Raw genomic sequence first — 18,758 nt, forward strand, 5'->3', positions numbered from 1 at the left:
GCTTTCCTCCATCGATTCTGGCGGTAGCACCCGGCATGCCCGGGTTGCTGCGACGTCTGCGGGCCAGATCCCTCGGTCGCTCTGGATGGTGATGACGCTAAATATAGAGTGCGCAAGGACCGATTCGTCAAGTTCACATGACGCCGCGCGTCTGAACTCTGCCGGTGCTGCACACTGACTGGACTGCGTATGCCGCAGGGCATGTCATGTGGCGACTGCGTCTGCCACAGGGCATGTCATGTGGCGTCTCACAGTGCGAACGATTCTTGCCGGTCGGCGGGACCACGCGTAGCGTAGTCACGTAACCATCCCGAGCGGCTGAGAGATCTGGCTCAGAGACGCCGCAGCAACCCGGATACGCCGGGTGCTAACGCCAGGACCGATGGAGTTGATTCGCATGTCTGTTCCTGCACGCACCCTTGAGAACCCCACCGCAGCCTCCCGTGTGGATTCCTTTGCGCTGCGCCATGCCCTGGCGCAGTTCCCGCAGGGGATCGTCGCGGTCGGCGCGGAGATCGACGGGACGCCCGAGGCGATCATCGCGTCCACCTTCACCGTGGGCGTTTCGCTGGAACCGCCCCTGGTCACCCTGGCGGTGCAGCACAATTCCTCCACCTGGCCGAAGCTCGAGCGCAGCGGCGGTGAACTGGGCATCTCGGTGCTCGGCCGCGATCAGAACGGGCTGTGCCGACAGATCGCCTCGAAGGACCGCGCCAACCGCTTCACGGGGGTGGACTACCAGCTCCAGGGCTCGGCGCTGCTGCTCGAGGGCGTGCCGATGTGGCTGCGCACCCGGATCTATGACCAGGTCCGCGCCGGGGACCACGACATCATCGTGCTCGAGATCCTGGACCTGGGCTTCACCGAGGGTGCTGCCGGGCTGGTCTTCCACCAGCACGAGTTCAAGACCCTGACCTCGTTGAGCTGACCCGAAGGACCCTTCTTGATCCCCCACCCTCGCTTCACCGTGCCCGCAGACGCGAGCACCCCGGACGATCCGGCGTATCCCGCCGACGTGCACACCTGGGCGGATCCACAGGATGAGGACCAGCGCCTGGCCTTCTGGTCCGCAGCCGCGAACCTGCTGGACTGGTCCACCCCCTGGGAGACCACCCATTCCTGGACCCCGCCGAACCCGGTGACCCGACGCGGCCCGGAGATCGGCTGGTACGAGGGTGGAACGCTCAACGCCGCGGTGAACTGCGTGGACCGCCATGTCGCGGCCGGACGCGGGGAGAAGATCGCGCTGCACTTCGAGGGCGAGCCGGGAGACCGCGCGGACGTCAGCTACGCCGAGCTGGGCCGACGGGTCAACCAGGCGGCCAATGCGCTCACCTCGATGGGGATCACCCGTGGGGATCGCGTGGTGATCTATCTGCCGGTGCTGGTCGAGACCATCGTGGTCACCCTGGCCTGCGCCCGGATCGGCGCGGTGCACTCGCTGGTCTTCGGCGGCTTCTCCGCGGAGGCGCTGAAGTTCCGGGTGGAGGACACCGGTGCGAAGCTGCTGGTCACCACCGATGGTCAGTACCGCCGCGGCAAGGCGGTGCCGGTGAAGGCCAACGCCGATGCCGCCGTCGCCGAGGCCACGGCCGCGCATGGCGGCAGACTCGAGCACGTCCTGGTGATCAACCGGACAGATTCCCCTGTGGAATGGACCCCGGGACGGGACCTCTGGTGGCATGAGGTGGTGGAGACCGCCTCCACCGAGCACACCCCGGAGTTCTTCGAGGCCGAGACCGAGCTGTTCATCATGTACACCTCCGGCACCACCGGAAGACCCAAGGGTCTGGTGCACACCACCGGCGGCTACCTCACCGGTGCGCTGTATACCTACCTGCGGCTCTTCGCCCACCCCGATCCGGCCCGGCGCGAGAAGGACGTCCACTGGTGCACCGCCGACCTGGCCTGGGTCACCGCGCACACCTATGAGATCTACGGGCCGCTGGCCGCCGGGGCGACCCAGGTGATCTTCGAGGGCACCCCCAACACCCCGCACGAGGGTCGCCACTTCGAGATCATCGAACGCCACAAGGTCACCACCTACTACACCGCACCCACCCTGGTGCGCTCACTGATGGGCTGGTTCCCCGACGGCGTCCCGGCGCAGTACGACCTCTCCTCGATCCGGCTCGCCGGCACCGTGGGCGAGGCGGTCAACCCCGAGGCCTGGCACTGGATCCGCCGCGAGATCGGTCGAGACACCACCGACGACGCCGGCCGACCGGCGCTTCCGATGGTGGACACCTGGTGGCAGTCCGAATCCGGGTCCACGGTGCTCTCCCCGCGCCCGGAGGACGCTGAACTCAAGCCGGGGGCCGCGACCCGAGAGCTTCCGGGCTGGGGCGCCGCCGTCGTCGATGAGGCCGGACACCCTGTGCCCGCCGGCACCCAGGGCAACATCGTGCTGACCCACACCGGGCCCTCGATGGCCCGGACCGTCTGGGAGGATCCGGAACGCTACTTCACCTCCTACTGGGAGAAGTATGCCGATCAGGGCTGGTTCCTCGCCGGAGATGGAGCGCGGAAGGATCAGGACGGGGACATCTGGATCCTGGGCCGGATCGATGACGTCATCAACATCTCCGGCCACCGGCTCTCCACCATCGAGATCGAATCCGCGCTGATCGCGCACCCCGATGTGGTCGAGGCCGGGGTCTGCCCGGTGTTCGATGAGCTGACCGGGCACGCCGCCGTCGCCTTCACCGTGCTGAGCACCGCCGCCCGCCAGCGGCTTCAGGCCGCCGGGGGCGAGGGAAGCCAGGCCGAGCGGGAGCTGCTCGGCGCGCTGCGCAGCCATGTGGGTGAGGTGATCGGCCCGGTGGCGAAACCCCGCACGGTGATCCCGGTGCCGGAGGTGCCCAAGACCCGCTCCGGGAAGATCATGCGCCGGCTGCTGACCCAGCTCCATGACGGGCAGGGGCTGGGAGACACCACAAGCCTGCAGAATGAACCCTGTGTACCGAAGATCCAAGAGATCTGCCAACGGCGCGGGACCGCGCCGAGGAGAGAAGAGGTAGCTACATGAGCGATCGCCAGTTCGGCTTCCGCACCCGCGCCCTGCACGCCGGGGCCGTCCCCGATGCCGTCTACGGATCGCGTGCCGTGCCCATCCATCAGTCCACCTCCTTCGTGTTCAAGGACACCGACGACGCCGCGAACCTCTTCGCGCTGCAGAAGTACGGCAACATCTACTCCCGGATCGGCAACCCCACGGTCTCCGCGCTGGAGGAGCGCGTCGCCTCGCTGGAGGGCGGCATCGGAGCGGTGGCCACCGCCTCCGGGATGAGCGCCGAGTTCCTGGTCTTCGCCGCGCTCTGCGGATCCGGGGACCACATCGTGGCCAGCTCGAAGCTCTACGGCGGCACCATCACCCAGCTCGACGTCACGCTGCGCCGCTTCGGGATCGAGACCACCTTCGTGGACTCGCTGGAGCCGGCGGACTACGAGGCCGCGATGCAGGAGAACACCAAGGTCCTCTATACCGAGGTCGTCGCCAACCCGAGCTCAGACATCGCTGACCTGCGCGGACTCTCCGAGGTTGCGCATAGGCACGGCGTGCCGCTGGTGGTGGACTCCACGCTGACCACCCCGTATCTGATCCGACCCTTCGAGCACGGCGCGGACATCGTGATCCACTCGGTCACCAAGTTCATGGGCGGTCACGGCACCACGCTGGGCGGGGTGATCGTGGAGTCCGGCGAGTTCCCCTGGGACAACGGGAACTTCCCGGCGATGACCGAACCGGTGGCCTCCTACGGCGGGCTCTCCTGGTGGGGCAACTTCGGCGAGTACGGCTTCCTGACCAAGCTTCGGGCCGAGCAGCTGCGCGACATCGGTCCCTCGCTGGGCCCGCAGGCCGCGTTCAACCTCATCCAGGGCATCGAGACCCTGCCACAGCGGATCGACGAGCACGTGGCCAACGCCCAGAGGGTCGCGGAATGGCTCGAGGCCGATGACCGGGTGGACTACGTCAACTACGCCGGCCTGCCCTCCCATGCCGATCACGACCGGGCCAAGGAGATGCTGCCCAAGGGCGTGGGCTCGGTGTTCAGCTTCGGCATCCGCGGCGGCCGGGCCACCGGCGCCCGATTCATCGAGTCCCTGCAGCTGGCCAGCCACCTGGCCAATGTGGGAGATGTGCGCACGCTGATCCTGCACCCGGGATCGACCACCCACCAGCAGCTCTCCCCGGAGCAGATGGCCGCAGCCGGGATCCCGGAGGACCTGATCCGGATCTCGGTGGGCATCGAGGATGTCGAGGACATCATCTGGGACCTGGACCAGGCGCTGAGCACCGCACTCGAAGGAGACAAGTCATGAGCGAACAGACCTTGCAGCACGACGCCGAGGCCCAGGCTGAGCATCCCCATGGCCGCTGGGAGGCGCCGTCGCCCTCACGCCGACTCCAGCTGCTGCGCAGCGCCAAGTCCGTGGCGATCGTGGGCATGTCGGACAAGCCGGCTCGGGCCAGCTACTTCGTGGCGACCTACCTGTTGAGCTCCTCGAGCTACACGGTCTACTTCGTGAACCCGCGGCTCCAGGAGGTGCTGGGCCAGCCGGTCTACGCCTCGCTGAAGGACCTCCCCGAGGTGCCCGACATCGTGGACATCTTCCGCCGCCCCGAGGACGTCGCGCAGATTGCCCAGGAGGCGGCCGAGATCGGCGCCAAGACCATCTGGGCGCAGCTGGGCATCGAGTCTGAGCCGGCCATGCAGCTGGCGCAGGACGCCGGGCTCAACGCGGTGCAGGACCGGTGCATCAAGATCGAGCACGGTCGCTTCCACGGCAACCTCCACCTGGCCGGCTTCAACACCGGAGTCATCTCTGCGAAGCGGCAGATCCTCGACCGTTGAGTGCGGCAGACACCGAGGGCGCGGCACTTCGAGACGCTGTCTCCTGGTGCTGCGCCCGCTGGCTCCGGTGCTTGAGCAGCCCGAAGAACACCGTGAACAGCGCGAAGCTGCCGAAGTGGTTGTAGTTGATGAACAGGAACTCCGTGGGTGAGGCGATCAGGAAGATCACCAGGACCATGAGCAGCCCGACCCCGGTGCGGGTGTCCGTGGTGCGGGCGAAGAGGTACGCCGCAGCGGTGGTGTAGCTCAGCACCAGGATCAGCAGCCCCAGCCCCAGCAGTCCGAGATCGACCGCGGTCTGGATATAGGAGTTGTGGAAATGCGCGATCTCATAGTTCTCGAACTCGGGCACATACAGGCTGGGGATGGCGCCCTGGGCTGAGTTGAAATACCCGTTGAACCCCCAGCCGGCCACGGGACGCTCGCCGATCGCGCGCAGCCCCCATTCCCAGAGCACGGTGCGCCCGGTAAGGGTCGGATCGCGTCCGATCATCTCCAGCAGCGGAACCCAGACCTGGTTCAGCACGGCTCCGGCCGCCACCCCCACCGGAACCAGCACGGCAAGCAGCGCGCCCAAGGGAATCCTGGGCACCAGCAGCTGAGCCAGCGGCACGATGATCACTGCGGCCCCGGCGAGCAGGACTCCGGTCGCCGAGCCGGCCCAGAGCACGAAGATGATGAAGACCGCGAGCATCAGCACTCGACGGAGTCCGCGCAGCAGCGTCATGGCCAGCACGGCGCCGGTGGCCGCGTAGAAGCCCGCCATGATGTTGTGCTGGAAGAAGCCGCGGATCGGGTCGCCGCCGAGCAGGTTCGATCGCGCGTGGGGGTCGAAGTCCAGCACCTGGTCGTAACCGATCAGAGCCCCCGCCATACCGGCCAGGACCAGCACGCTGAGCACCCTCAGGAACATCCTCGCGAGCTGCTGCAGCGAGTATTCTGCGGCCAGCAGGCATGCGATGAGGATGTTTCCCGCGGCCATGACCCCGTAGACCAGGGAGTCCGTGGGTGAGACCGACCAGGCGGCGCTGAGCACCACGAGCCCGCCTATCCCGATCGCGATTGCGACCGGGACCGGGGTCAGGGCTCGGGAGCTCAGCAGGACCAGCACCGAGAGCAGGTGCAGCAGGATCCAGCTGGCGGAGAAGATCGCGTTGTCCCCGATGGTGCCAGAGGGGTCGAACGGGATGAGGATGACGGCGTTCGCACCCAGAGTGCAGGCGATATAGAGGTAGAAGAACCAGGTCCGCAGCGACCTCACCAAGGCACGCCCTGGGCGAGCTTCCGCACCGACCCGTGGATGCGCGCGAGGGACTCACGGACCTGTTCGGCCGACTCCCGGTAGACCTTCGGCGCATGGCCGTAGGGGTCGAGCACGTCCACGGTCTCCGGATGCCGGGGCGGCTTCATGCCACGCTGGGCCGCGGCGCGCTGGACTCCCTGGCGGAGCTGGTCGGCCAGTGCCGGGGAGCCGGCACCGGAGCCAGGTGCGGGCAGAGGCCGGAACTGGTCCGCCGATGTCCGCTCGACACCTTCGAGCAGGTCCGCGAACTCGGTCAGCAGAAAGGCCTTCCGTGATGCCCGTGGTGCAGCGCGCACCACTTCGCTGCGGTGCTCGCGGGCCATGGCCAGCACCAGGTCGGCCTGCTCGACCATCTCGGGGGTGAGCTGCCTGGCGGTGTGCTCGGCGACGTGGGCCCCGAGTCTCACGGTGAGCGCCGCGGCCTGTTCATCCATGGGTGATCCCTCCAGGGCTCGGGTGCCTGCGCTGGTGATCACCACCGCGGAACGCCAGGACTCTCCGGCCTGATCGATCGTGGTCTGCAGCAGCTGCGCGGCCTGCGGCGAGCGGCAGACGTTCCCGGTGCAGACCACCAGGACCCGGAACGGGGTGTCAGGGTCCTGGCTCATCGCGCATCCACCTTGGCCTGCGCCACGTGCGCGGGCATCACTCCGGAGTAACCGCCGGCGTCCTGGGTGGGCAGCATCGTGGGCACCAGCCCGAACAAGGTCACGTCCACGATGCGCACCGCCTCGATGGCCTTCTGCAGCTGTGGTTTATGCACCTTGCCCATCCCTACGACCATCAGCAGTCCGGAGCACAGGGCCCCGAGCACGCGGGCATCGCTGACCGGAAGCAGCGGCGGGGCGTCGAAGATCACGATCTCGTACTCGTGCTGCAGTGCCGCGACCAGCTCCGCCATGGCCTCGGAGCCGAGAAGCTCGAGGGGATTCGGGGGCACCGTGCCGGCCGGGAGCATCTCCAGCCCGTCAGGTCCCCAGTGCTGGATGACCTCGGGCAGCTCCACGCGTCCGCGGAGCACATCGGTGAGCCCCACCGCGCCCTCGAGCCCCAGCATCTGCGCGGCTCGGGGCCTGCGCAGGTCAGCGTCGACCAACAGCACCCGATGACCGGCGGCGCGCAGGCTGATCGCAAGGTTGACCGCGATCGAGGACTTTCCCTCCCCCTGGACCGAGGAGGTGATCACGAAGCTGCGCGCAGACGCTCCGACGGCGAGGAACTGCAGGTTGGTGCCCAGCGTGCTGAAGGACTCGGCCAGGGGGCTCCCCACCTCGGCCTGCACGACGAGCTGACCCTTCTGAAGCTGGTGGTCGAAGGGCACGCCTCCGAGCTGCGCCAGATCGCTGACCTCGGCGAGGTCTGCCTCGCTGCGCACCCGGGTGTCCAGGACCTCACGCAGCGCCAGGATCACGATTCCCAGGGCGAGGCCGGCCAGCAGACCGAGTCCCAAGAGGTTGATCGGCTGTGGGAAGCTGGGCCCATCCGGGGCGAAGGGCTCCTCCACTGTGGTCAGGGTGACGTTTCCGCCGCCCTCCGTCGAGGTCGTGAGGCCCTGGACCACGTCGTCGAGCGCCGCGGTCATCGAGGACGCGATCGCGGCGGCCTGCTCGGGGTCCTCGTCGGCGACGGTGACCTCCAGGATCACCGTGCCGGTCTGCGCCGCCACGCTGACCCGTTCGGCGAGCTCGCGCGGACTGTCCTCCAGCGCCAGCTCCTCCACCACGGGACCGAGCACGGCTGAGCTCTGGGCGAGCTCGACGAAGCTGCGCACGAGTTCCTGGCTGTAGATCGACCGCTGGCTGAGGTCGTAGGCCTCGGCGTCCTCCACCGAGACATAGATGCGCGTCTCGGCCTCGTAGGTCGCCGGCAGCAGCACGAGCAGAGCGGCCGCGGCCCCGACCACCACCACCACCGCGAGGACCAGGGTCAGCCATCCCCGCTTGAGGACCCGGACATATTGTTGGAGCTCCATTGCAAGACCTGCTCCTAGAGAGAAATGACGGCTTTGAAATCAGATTACGGTGCAGACTGCAGATCGAAAAGGGTTTTTCAGAAAACGCCAAGGTCAGTGTGATGGGGGCAGGTCCGCCTGGGATCCCACAACCTGTTTCGCCTTGATCCTCCACAGATAGATGACCTGCAAAAGAAGTGCGCCGAAAAGGATCAGCGCCCACCACGGCATCGGCAGGTCACGGGGCGCCCATGGCGCGGTCTCGGCCTCCGGGGCGGCCTCGGAGGAACGCTCTGCGGTGACCAGGATCCGGTGCGTGTTCAGCCCCAAGGGCGTGCACGTGACCAGAGTGAGGAGGTCCCGTCCGGCTTCGGGGTAGAGCGACTCGGTCTCATGCGGTTCCACCACCTGGGTGCGGATGACCTCGTAGCTCAGGTTCTCGCCGAAGACCTCGATGGAGAAGGCGTCCCCCTCCCCCAGCTCGTCCAGGTGCGTGAACAGCTCGGCCGAGTGCAGTCCGCGGTGCCCGGTGAGCACCGAATGTGTGCCAGCGCCGCCCACCGGCAGCGCGGTGCCCTCGAGGTGGCCGATGCCGCGTCTGAGGGTCGCCTCGCTGGTGCCGTGGAACACCGGCAGGTCGATCTCGATCCCGGGGATGCTCAGCCGGGCCATCACACCGGCCGGACCGCCGGCGAGGAGCTCCCGATACAGGCCTCCCTCGCCGACGCCGAAGCGGTTCTCCTGCACGACCTCTGCGGAGAACGGGTCGATGATCCCGCTCCCCGAGGCCAGGTCGCGGTTGTACGTCCGGGCCCGATCAAGCTGCTCGGCGAGCTGTTCCGACGGCGTCTCTTCGATGGCATCCGAATAGTCCTGCACCTGGCCGCGCTGTTCCCACGCGCTGACCCACTGGGCCGCGCTGGGGTAGAGCATCAGCGCCACACCCAGCACTATCAGTGTGGAGACCACGAGGGCTCCTCGGAAGCCGCCCTGCGCCGGTCTCTGGGCAGAGACGGGTGCAGGGGCGGCATGCCGAGGAGCAGGTGCCAGGGCCGACATGAGACGTCAGACCGCCTGGGCCAGCCGACGACGACGGCGTCGATTGACGACCAGCGCGGTGGCCACCAGCAGCAGCCCTGCCAGGAGGAAGGGCAGCGAGCCGAAGGAACCTGTGCTCGGCAGGACGAACCCGGAGACCTGTTCCTTGTCGATGGTGATCACGTTGGAGTGCGCGCTCTGTGCCCGCTTCACCTGTTCCACGTCTGCTGCGACCACCTTGACAGACCGCGACTCGGACATTGCGGTGTAGCCTTGCGGCGCCTTGGTCTCCACGAGGACGTAGTCACCCCCCGCGCGAAGGCCGGGGATGATCACCTCTCCGTTGGAGTCCGAGGTGAAGGTGTCCTGACCTGCGACTGTGATGATCTCTCCGTTGTCTGACCCGCGTCGCACCTGGTACTGCGCACCAGCGAGACCCCCTCCTCCAGCCCGGGTGACGACCTTGACCGCGCCCCAGCTCGTGCTGGCCGTTGCTGGGGCCACGGTATTGCCGTTCACGGTCATCGTGGCGGTGTTCTTGATGACACCCTCGCCGTTGGTGTTGGAGGTGACCGAGGTGGGGACCGTCAATCGAACACTGTGTCCCTGGAACTCTCGGAGATAGCTCAGAGCCTCCGGATGAGGCTTGATGGTCAAGGTCCCGTTCTCGGGGTCGTGGAGGAGTTCGTAGGCCTCCCTGGGCACCTCGTCTCCGTCCACCAGCGAGAGCACGACCTCGTCTTTGGAGGTGAGGCTGAGCCGAGGATCCACGGCGACGCTCAGCGAGAAGCCGGTGAAGGACCTCTCAGCGGGGAGACGCGGGATGGAGGCGTCGATCTCCCAGGTCACCACGTCCCCGAGGCCGAAGGCCTTGTCCTCTTGAACCGACATCCCGAGGGTGACCACGGAGTTCTTGGGATAGGCGTGGACGTTGTAGAGCCACCGGTCGTCCACCGCCGTGGGCAGGCTGACCAGGAAGGGATCAACCGGCGCGACGACCCTGTGGGAACCCGAGGTGATCTCCTCCACGAGGTAGAGCCCCAGCGGCAGGTTCGTCTCGACGGAACCGAGCGCGCCGGTTATTGCCTCGGTACGCGCGAGTGAGGAGTCCCTGCCGACTTTGTCCACGACTTTGAGGATGTCGTCGTCGCGCAGAGCTTCCGCAGCCCGCCACCCCTCGGCGGTGTCCAGGTCCAGCCCCAGGTTGGTGATGCTGAACTCAACGCCCTGCAGCGGGGTGAGTCCAGCGGTGGTCGTGGGGTCCAGCTTCTGCCCGTTGTGCGCGGTTCCGCCGCCTTCGGGTTCGGCAAACTTGTGGATCGTGATGGAGCCGCTGCGGCCGTCGTCGATATTGCCGGGTCCAGGGGCCGATGCGGCCGGAGCTGCGCTGCTCAGGAGCAGGGCGAAGACTCCGAGCAGGGTCGCCACCGGGGCGGTGGAGCGCCTGGCGGCGCTGCGAATGGGAGACATGGTGTACCTTTCAGGGTCATTCCGTGGGCGGAGCGGTGTGAGTGAAGCCTCGGGTGGATGCGGAGGCCGTGTGCTGAGCGGCTCTGAACGGTCCTAGGATGCTCGCCCCCCATGGTTCTGCGAAGGGTTTCGGAGTCGGAGTGCTGCGAGGGCGGCCAGCGCGATCAACGCTGCGCCGCCAAGCAGGTACGGCAGTGTGCCGAGACCCCCGGTCTGGGGAAGTATCGAGGGGGCAAGGTCGTAGCTGATCAGGCGGTACGTCTCGTGACGATCTGCGGCGACCTGGAGCTCGTCACCGGAGACGGTCTCCCAGAGCTGGTCGTCTCGGTGGTCCACCGGCTGTTCCGGGTCTGGATCGCCCAGATAGCGCTGGAGCTCACCACGGCGGAATGCGAGATCCTTCTCCACGGTCTGCGCTGCCACGGAGTAGCTCAGTCCCGGCCGAACGAGCACGGTGGAGTCCTCTGTGCGAGTCCCGTCTCCGGTGACCGGGCCCGCGGTCAACGCCGTTGCGCCCAGCTCAGACTCGGCTCGGAGTTCAAAGTCCTCGGGGAGGAGCGCGCCCTGGTTGTTGTTGATCACATGCGGGAGCAGTGTGAGCTGTGCCGTCCGACTGCTCGCCGTGCACTCCGCGGATCCGCCCAGAGGAATCCTCACGGTCCCCTCTGCTCCCCCGGTGGCCATGCCCGATCCCAGCGCCTCACCCTGATCGTCGGTCTGGACACACTTCCAGGAGCCGCTGGCCATCGGTGAACGGGACGGGTCGGTGCGTTCGTCGTCCTGGACGTACACCGCCGGACCTCCCGTGGCAGCAAGCTGGTAGGTCGCCTCGGCCTCGACGGAGGCGGTGAGGGAGCCCTCGTCTGCGCTGAAGAGCCTCGTTCCCGCTCCGGGATCCTGCGGCGTGGAGTAGATGCTCAACGCCCAGTCGCTGGATCTCGCGGCGCCCCCGAGGATGTCTTGGGTGAGCGTGAGCCGCTGTTCACACTCCACCGTGTTCGTCACCGCGAAACGGGTGATCCCGGAGCCCAGGGCGCTCGAGCGGTAGCCCTGGCCCGTGAGTGAGGCGGCTGGATCCAGCGCCTTGCCGTCGGCGCTGGTCACCTGCGCCGAGGTGAGCCTGCAGCCAGATCGGGCGTCGCTGAGCTGCACGTCTTCCTTGATCTGGACCTGGTCACCGGCGAAGTGGCCCTCGTGCTCTTCACCCCAGGACGCTTCACCGGAGGTCTTCTCGGTGTCATCTGCCGGGTAGATCGCGAGCTCCGCGTCGATCCCCTCGGGCTGGGCTCCATGGTCGTATTCCGTGCCGTTGATGAGCCAGGTCTTCTCCACGATCACCGATGCGGCGGGGGGCAGCTCGCGGTTGACCAGGACGCAGCTGATGCCGACTCCGACACCGACATCGTTGAGCGTGAATCCGTGCTCGACGTTGCTGACCGGGATGCGTCGGCCCGAGCCGTCGGTGCAGCGTGCGTTGCGGCCGTCGACCTGCTCCAGGGTGAACCCGGATCGCGGGGTCTCCCGGAAGCTCAGGTCTGTGGTCCCGGCACGCTCACCCGAGAAGTTCAGGTCGACCTCGAACGCGCCGTCCGAGTTCGTGACTCCGGTGACCCTCGAGGCTGCCGGTGCACTGCTTCCCGCGCGGGTGAGCGGCATGCCGCTGGACTCGGCCGAGAGCTCCCACCCGGCGGAGGGGACGGCCTGGCTGAGATCGCGACCCTCGGGGATGACCTGTTTGACCACCGATACGGAATTCTGGCAGTTCCGGGCCATCGTTGACGCCAGGGTCTGTGCGGCCGCATCGAAGCTGGAGTTCTGGATCGCTGCGCCGCCGCCAGAGACGGCGTCCAGGTTGGTCCTGGAAGCGGAGTTGGCGATCTCGGCGGTGCCGGCACCGGCTGCCAGCACGTGGACCCCCTGGGCCTTGAGCGCGTTGGCGGAGAAGATGGCGTGTTCCATGTTCTCGAAACTGGTCTGGTTCCCATTACCGCTGGGGCTGCCGTGGAATGTGGGGTTGCCATCGGTGAGGAGGACCGCGGCATCGTAGGACTTGCCGCTGGCCGCCGGCGCATACAGGCCGCGGTCCCAGTTCCTGCCCTCGGTGTTCTGAGGAATCCGGAAGTTCGCGACACGCTGCCACGGCCACGACCCCAGGTCCCACTGGGAGTACCAGCTGCGCACTGTATTCGCCCCGGCCCGGCTCGCGACAGACTGCTGCTGAGTGCGGTTCGGCTGACCGCTCACCGAGGCGGCGGGACTCGAGGAGCCGAAGTTATAGAGGGAGACGCTGGAGGGGGTGCCTTCGAGCTCGTTGACGAGCGTCGTCGTGGTCCGTGCCAACGCGTTCTCCGAGTCGCGCATCGAACTCGAGAAGTCCAGGATGACCGCGATGTCGAGACCACACTGATCCGGCAGCTCCGGGTTCTCCCGAATGACCGGAAAGACCCCATCGGAGCCGCTCCCGGGGCTCGTCAACGGCGTGTAGGTCTTTCCGCCATGGACCTGCCACTGCAGACGAGAAGAGAAACACCAGCTGCCCCAATGGGCGGTGCAGACCCGCACCTCCTCGCCGACGGGGAAGCCGTAGGTCGAACTGGCGACCGCACCGACGGTGCCTGTGGCCAGGCTGGTCACCGAGGTGTAACCCTTGGGGGCCGAGTAGGCTCTGACAAAGAGCGGCCTGGTGCGATTCTCCTCACCACTTGCGGTTCCGGGGACATCGAACGCGCATATCCCTTCCGGCGTCGAGGTGCAGACGGCCCAGTCGAGGTTGACCGGCCGGGTGGCGGTCAACGAGCTGTACAGCCCGAGTTGGACACCAGCCACATCGTCCACGCCGGAACTGGTTCGTGAGCCGCCCACTCGCACCTGGACCGCTGCGGTGTTCGCCGCAGACGGGACGCTTCGCTGCATCTGCTGCGGAGCAGAGTCGTTCCCGATGTCGTCTGCCCCGCCCTCGGCAGGGCTCTGCGATTCGGCCGACTCGGCCGACTCCGAGGCGGATTCCTCCGAAGCGGCCCCCTCGGGTTCAGAAGATGCCGTCGACTCCGGACGCTCACTGGGACCCGGTTCCGACTCCACGTGCTGCTCTGCCGCTTCACCCTCAGTCGGGGTTGGGGTCGGGGTTGAGGTCGGGGTTGGGGTCGGGGTTGAGGTCGGGTCCGGCGACGGGGACGGGGTTGCCTCAGACTGCTCCATGTCGGTCCCTGGAGCGGCAGGGGCGGTGGATTCCGTTTCCTGGGCGGCGGATGCCGCCGCAGCTGGTGTGACGGCTCCCGGGTTCACGGCCAGGACTGCAACCAACAGGAGGGTCGCCCAGGCCGCCCTCGTGGTGGAGTATCCTGCTGCCATAGCGCCTGCCCGTCTCTTCGTGCCGATCAGAAACGCACAGCCGTTTCGATTCGCAGCTTCAGACTAGGAAAACACCAGGGTAAATATGGACTAAAGTAGCCAAATTCGCATAAGTCCGGCAGAAATTGCCAGGTTTTGTGTTCGAACCTGGTAAAGATCACCGGGCCCACGCAGGCCCGATTGATGGATCATCGGAGCTCGTCGGGGACCAGCGGAATTTCAGTATCCGTAGGAGCCCTCTCGGAGCCTGTGTCGGATTTCATGCCTCGATGTGACGTCAAACTTCGTCAGCGCATTGCGCACATGGAAATCCACGGTTCGCACCGAGACCCCGAGCTCTTCGGCCATCTCGCGGTTGGTCCAGCCATCGGCGATGAGGACCGCGACCTGGCGTTCACGCGCGGACAGGCCCTCCAGGGGCCCGGCGACTCCACCCGCGATCTCGGTGCGAACCGCAGTCGTCGAGATCGCCGATCTGGGCGTCGTCGAGGCCTGGACCACAGCTGACTTCTGGACGCGCAGCGACCCTCTTTGGGCGGCAGGCGAGGCGAGACGCGGCCTCAGGACGGAGAGCTGCTCCACCGCAAGCTTCAACAGAGCCGGTGAACCCAGGCTGGTGAACAGGGTCGCGCTGCGCTCCAGGCCGTCGATGACCGTGGCGCGGTGGCGCTTCAGCTCGTGTGGATAGGCCGTGATCAATGCTCCCATGTCCAGGAAGTTGAAGGCCTGGAACAACTGGTGACCGCCGCATTCGGAGACCTGCTGGACGGGGTGGATCGGCGGCCGCGCATCGAGCCAGGCATAGACACGCAGGAACCGTCTCATTGCTTCTGTGGGGTCATGCGACTCCCACGCCCGGAACGCCTCCATGTAGTCGAGGACGGTGTCCTGGAACTCGCCGCTCACTGGACAGTCTCCACTCCGGATCAGGCGCTGAAGCGGGGGTATCAGTGAACCGAGACCGGCGTGGTGCGCGGCTCGAACCAGCAGCAAGATGGAGTGCGCTCCGACGTTCCACCACCCTCCGGATTCATCTCGCAGACGGAGCAGGTGTTGCACGGCCTGTTCGTGATCGGCCTCCATCATCGCCCTCCATGCGTGGAGCCGCTCCAGGCCCGCCGCGACCAAAACCCCGGCATCCTTGCGCACGGCGGTGATCTCGGCGACCATCGGTGCGACCTCGTCGTATCGACCTCTGCTGATCGGGACCAACGCCCAGGTGAGGTAAGCCACGAGCGCCGTGGCGTCCTCCCGGCCCAAGAGCGCGCGGTCTGCGGCGGAGGCGGCGATGTCCTGGGACTCCTCCCATCGACCCGCCATGAACAGGACCTCAGCCAGCTGCGCCTTGGCGTAGGTCAGAAACGGCACATTCGGTGACACTGTCGTGACGGAGCTCAGATCCGCATAGGCACCGACAGGATCACCCAGCTGATGGAGCCGCGCCCCCCTTGCGGCCCGCAGGCCCACTTCGAAGATTCTGGAATGCGGGATGCTCTGGAGGCGCTGAATCTCGCGGGAGGCATCTTCCAACGCCTCCCGGCTTCCGCCCGGCTCTGCACCGTCGAAGTCTTGCCACACCATGATGAATGCGCGGAGCCCGGCAGCCTGCGCGCGCTCCCGTTCCAGTGTCACTCGCGGGAGATCCCCGCCGCGGTCTTCCTCGAGGAGTTGGCGGACGCGCTCTTCCTTGAGCGTGAGCAGACGCATGGTGGCCCGCTTCACCGCCGTCGCGCGCCCGGGGAGTCCGCTGATTCCCAGCTGCGCCGAGACCAGTCCCACCGCATGGGCGTAGATCAAGGCCGCCGGGTCCTCCATCGCCACCTGGGCCTGCCGCTCCAATGACGCGACGGCTTCCTGCAGATCATCGCGGTCGAGCGCAACCAGGGCCAGACCGGCCTGACGCAGCGGCCCGGGCAGGAGCCGGCGAATCGCAGGCTCGAAGGCGGTGACGCAGTCGAGGTGCCCCAGGGGCACTCCCAGGTGGAGCAGGTCCTGGAGAGCCTCTGCGTCAGGAGACATCCTGGCCACGCTCAGAAACTGCTGGAACGCCGCCTCGAGGTCTCCGCGCAGCAGAGCCTCGGCGGCTGCCCGGCGCAGATCCAGCGCCAGCCCGCGGACCGGTTCAGCACCCGGGAGCAGTCGGGCGATCTCTACCCGGTGGTGGAGACTCTGAACCTCGTCACCCAAGCCGGTCAGTTCACGGTGGAGTTCGACCAGCTCGTTCGGGCACATCAGCTCCAGGAGCGCCTCGCCGATGAGCTCGCTGCGAATCGTGTGACCGAAGAGACGCTCATCCCAGGCAGCAAGTCCCGACTCCAGCACGCCCGAGAGATCTGCCGGTGAATCCAACACCTGGGCGATCTGGTGCTTGCTGAGCGGCACCGGCGACACGGCGAGAATCCGCAGGACCCTGAGGGTCTCCTCGGAGAGCGGCGCGAGTGCGTCTTCGAACCCTCTGCGCATCCGCTGGGCTGCGCCTCCCGCCTTGGCCGCGGCCAGTGAGACCGCGAGTCTCCGGCTGCCGATGGGGGTGGCGGCAAGATGCTGTCCGATCTCGTGGACGAGCAGCGGGTAGCCGGAGGTCTCCTGCTGCACCGCCTCGATGGCTCCGGTGTTGAGCGGCGTGTTCAGGTACTGCTGAAGAAGCGCCCGGGTCTGCGCGGAGTTGAAAGGATCCACCCTGATGTAGGTGCCGTTGGGCGTGTTCCGTGCGAAGGCGCTGAGTCGATTGACCTCTGGCCGAGCCGACGGTCGGCCAGACATCACCACCAGGATCGGAGCCTCGCGCAGCAGCATGCAGATGCGCAACAGCGCTTCGGCTGACTCGGCGTCGATCCATTGCGTGTTGATCAGCGTGATCACGGTGGGCCGGCGCAGGCTCTGCGCGCGCTGCAGCCCCTCGGCGACACATTCGTCGACGCTCTGACCATCCAGAGCGGTCTCCGGAGGCAGCACCAGACGCCGCAGGAGCTCCCCGCAGACATCGCTCTGTTCCCGCTCCAGGACTATGACGACCTCTCGCCAGTCCTCATGACCTGCCAAGGCATCGCGAAGAAGAGTCCCCTTGCCCACCCCGGCGAACCCCTCGAGATAGACGACCTGGGCTCGACGTCGGGCCGCCTGACCGGCGGCCCTCCGAATCATGGCGGTCTCATCATCCCGACCAACGCGAGGACTGGATGCACTCACAGAATCTCCTCAAGCTGTCGAAAGCAAACTTGAGTCACATTACAGGCCCCATTGTCATTTATCTACAACTTCTGACAACTTAGACAAAATATTCAGCGCCGGAAGATTATCAGGCATTCCAGCGCGATACTGAGAATACTCGGATTCTTTTGATCGATAGATTATGTAACAGAAATCTGGGTGGAACGCGAAAGGCGCTGCCCAGATGAAAGATTCCATCCGAACAGCGCCTTCTATGACCGGCGAATCCTGGGGTTCCGGCGGATCAGTCTTCGATCAGGTCGTGGATCGCGATCACCTGGTCGCGGCCGGGGCCGACGCCTACGCCAGAGATCCGGCAGCCGCTGAGCTTCTCCAGCGCGAGCACGTAGTTCCGTGCGTTGACCGGCAGATCCTCGAGCGTGCGGGCACCGGAGATGTCTTCGGTCCAGCCCGGGTAGTTCTCGAAGATCGGCTTTGCGTGGTGGAACTCGGTCTGGGTCATCGGCATCTCGTCGTGACGGACCCCGTCGATCTCATAGGCCACGCAGACCGGGATCTCTTCGATGCCGGTGAGCACGTCGAGCTTGGTCAGGAAGAAGTCGGTGAAGCCGTTGATGCGGGAGGCGTAGCGTGCCATCACGGCGTCGTACCAGCCGCAGCGCCGCGGACGTCCGGTGTTGACGCCGAACTCTCCGCCGGTCTTCTGCAGGTACTCGCCCCACTCGTCGAAGAGCTCGGTGGGGAACGGTCCTGCGCCCACCCGCGTGGTGTAGGCCTTGACGATGCCGATCGAGCGCCTGATCCGGGTCGGACCGATGCCCGAACCCACGGAGGCGCCGCCCGCCGTCGGGTTCGACGAGGTCACGAACGGGTAGGTGCCGTGGTCGACGTCGAGATAGGTCGCCTGGCCGCCCTCCATCAGGACCACTTCGCCCCGGTCCAGCGCGTCGTTGAGCAGGATGGTGGTGTCCACGACCATGGGCCGCAGCCGCTCGGCGAAGTCCAGGAAGTACTCAGCGATCTCATCGACGGCGATGGCCCGGCGATTGTAGAGCTTGACCAGGAGCTCGTTCTTCTGTCGCAGCGCGCCTTCGATCTTCTGCCGCAGGATCGATTCATCGAAGATGTCCTGGACTCGGATGCCCAGGCGGGCCACCTTGTCCATGTAGGTGGGCCCGATGCCGCGGCCGGTGGTGCCGATGGCGCGCTTGCCCAGGAATCGCTCGGTGACCTTGTCCATGGTCTGGTGATAGGGCGCGACCAGGTGGGCGTTCGCCGAGATCTTCAGCTTGGAGGTGTCCGCGCCGCGCGCCTCGAGGCCGTCGATCTCGTGGAAGAGCGCCTCGAGGTTGACCACGACGCCGTTGCCGATCACCGGCACGGCGTTCGGGGAGAGGATCCCGGCGGGAAGGAGCTTGAGCTCGAACTTCTCGCCGCCGACGACGACGGTGTGGCCTGCGTTGTTGCCGCCATTGGGCTTCACCACGTAGTCGACTCGTGAACCGAGCAGGTCCGTGGCTTTGCCCTTACCCTCGTCGCCCCACTGGGCTCCGACGATCACAATGGCTGGCATGGCAGTCCTTTCCCGAGCTGAGCTGGTCTGGGAGCACCCGCAACC

The 18,758-nt window shown here is 66.7% G+C and carries 12 protein-coding genes and 2 riboswitches; of the genes, 4 read left to right on the forward strand and 8 right to left on the reverse strand.

The genetic code is table 11. From position 1 onward, the window contains the following. Nucleotides 1-5: 5 nt before the first annotated feature. Nucleotides 6-92, reverse strand: a riboswitch (SAM riboswitch). Nucleotides 93-302: 210 nt separating this feature from the next. Then, nucleotides 303-389: riboswitch (SAM riboswitch) on the forward strand. 8 nt (nucleotides 390-397) lie between these two features. From I2487_RS06580 to I2487_RS06595, 4 genes are read left to right on the forward strand one after another with little or no spacing between them, the layout of a single operon-like run. Next, nucleotides 398-928, forward strand: a complete 531-nt coding sequence (locus I2487_RS06580; RefSeq protein WP_207170267.1) for a flavin reductase family protein — start codon at nucleotides 398-400, stop codon at nucleotides 926-928. Between the two features lie 18 nt (nucleotides 929-946). Then, nucleotides 947-3,028: an acetate--CoA ligase gene (gene acs / locus I2487_RS06585; protein WP_518523708.1), complete on the forward strand. Its 2,082-nt coding sequence runs from the start codon at nucleotides 947-949 to the stop codon at nucleotides 3,026-3,028. After that, a complete protein-coding gene (locus I2487_RS06590) occupies nucleotides 3,025-4,323 on the forward strand; it encodes an O-acetylhomoserine aminocarboxypropyltransferase/cysteine synthase family protein (RefSeq protein ID WP_207170265.1) in 1,299 nt (432 codons plus the stop codon). Before acs ends, I2487_RS06590 begins: the two co-directional genes overlap by 4 nt. Further along, on the forward strand, nucleotides 4,320-4,856 hold the full coding sequence (locus I2487_RS06595; RefSeq protein WP_207170264.1) for a CoA-binding protein: 537 nt from the start codon (nucleotides 4,320-4,322) through the stop codon (nucleotides 4,854-4,856). Before I2487_RS06590 ends, I2487_RS06595 begins: the two co-directional genes overlap by 4 nt. Here I2487_RS06595 and I2487_RS06600 read toward each other — a convergent pair. From I2487_RS06600 to I2487_RS06635, 8 genes are all read right to left on the reverse strand, one after another. Continuing rightward, entirely contained in the window at nucleotides 4,822-6,117 is a 1,296-nt protein-coding gene (locus I2487_RS06600; RefSeq protein WP_207170263.1) for an O-antigen ligase family protein, read from the reverse strand. The genes I2487_RS06595 and I2487_RS06600 overlap by 35 nt on opposite strands. Then, nucleotides 6,114-6,767: an arsenate reductase/protein-tyrosine-phosphatase family protein gene (locus tag I2487_RS06605; protein WP_207170262.1), complete on the reverse strand. Its 654-nt coding sequence runs from the start codon at nucleotides 6,765-6,767 to the stop codon at nucleotides 6,114-6,116. Before I2487_RS06605 ends, I2487_RS06600 begins: the two co-directional genes overlap by 4 nt. Continuing rightward, a complete protein-coding gene (locus I2487_RS06610) occupies nucleotides 6,764-8,131 on the reverse strand; it encodes a tyrosine-protein kinase domain-containing protein (protein WP_207170261.1) in 1,368 nt (455 codons plus the stop codon). Before I2487_RS06610 ends, I2487_RS06605 begins: the two co-directional genes overlap by 4 nt. A 93-nt stretch (nucleotides 8,132-8,224) precedes the next feature. After that, a complete protein-coding gene (locus tag I2487_RS06615) occupies nucleotides 8,225-9,079 on the reverse strand; it encodes a class C sortase (RefSeq protein ID WP_207173024.1) in 855 nt (284 codons plus the stop codon). A 96-nt stretch (nucleotides 9,080-9,175) separates the two neighbouring features. Then, entirely contained in the window at nucleotides 9,176-10,618 is a 1,443-nt protein-coding gene (locus tag I2487_RS06620; protein ID WP_207171414.1) for a SpaH/EbpB family LPXTG-anchored major pilin, read from the reverse strand. Between the two features lie 93 nt (nucleotides 10,619-10,711). Further along, a complete protein-coding gene (locus I2487_RS06625) occupies nucleotides 10,712-13,699 on the reverse strand; it encodes a hypothetical protein (protein ID WP_207171412.1) in 2,988 nt (995 codons plus the stop codon). A 489-nt stretch (nucleotides 13,700-14,188) separates the two neighbouring features. Beyond that, on the reverse strand, nucleotides 14,189-17,158 hold the full coding sequence (locus I2487_RS06630) for a helix-turn-helix transcriptional regulator (protein ID WP_345941349.1): 2,970 nt from the start codon (nucleotides 17,156-17,158) through the stop codon (nucleotides 14,189-14,191). 265 nt (nucleotides 17,159-17,423) lie between these two features. Continuing rightward, nucleotides 17,424-18,713 carry an adenylosuccinate synthase gene (locus I2487_RS06635; protein WP_207171408.1) on the reverse strand — a complete coding sequence of 430 codons (1,290 nt, stop codon included), beginning with the start codon at nucleotides 18,711-18,713 and terminating at the stop codon, nucleotides 17,424-17,426. Nucleotides 18,714-18,758 lie beyond the last annotated feature (45 nt).

Origin of the sequence: Nesterenkonia sp. E16_10 (genome assembly GCF_017347085.1) — a bacterium.
Taxonomy (GTDB): Bacteria; Actinomycetota; Actinomycetes; order Actinomycetales; family Micrococcaceae; genus Nesterenkonia.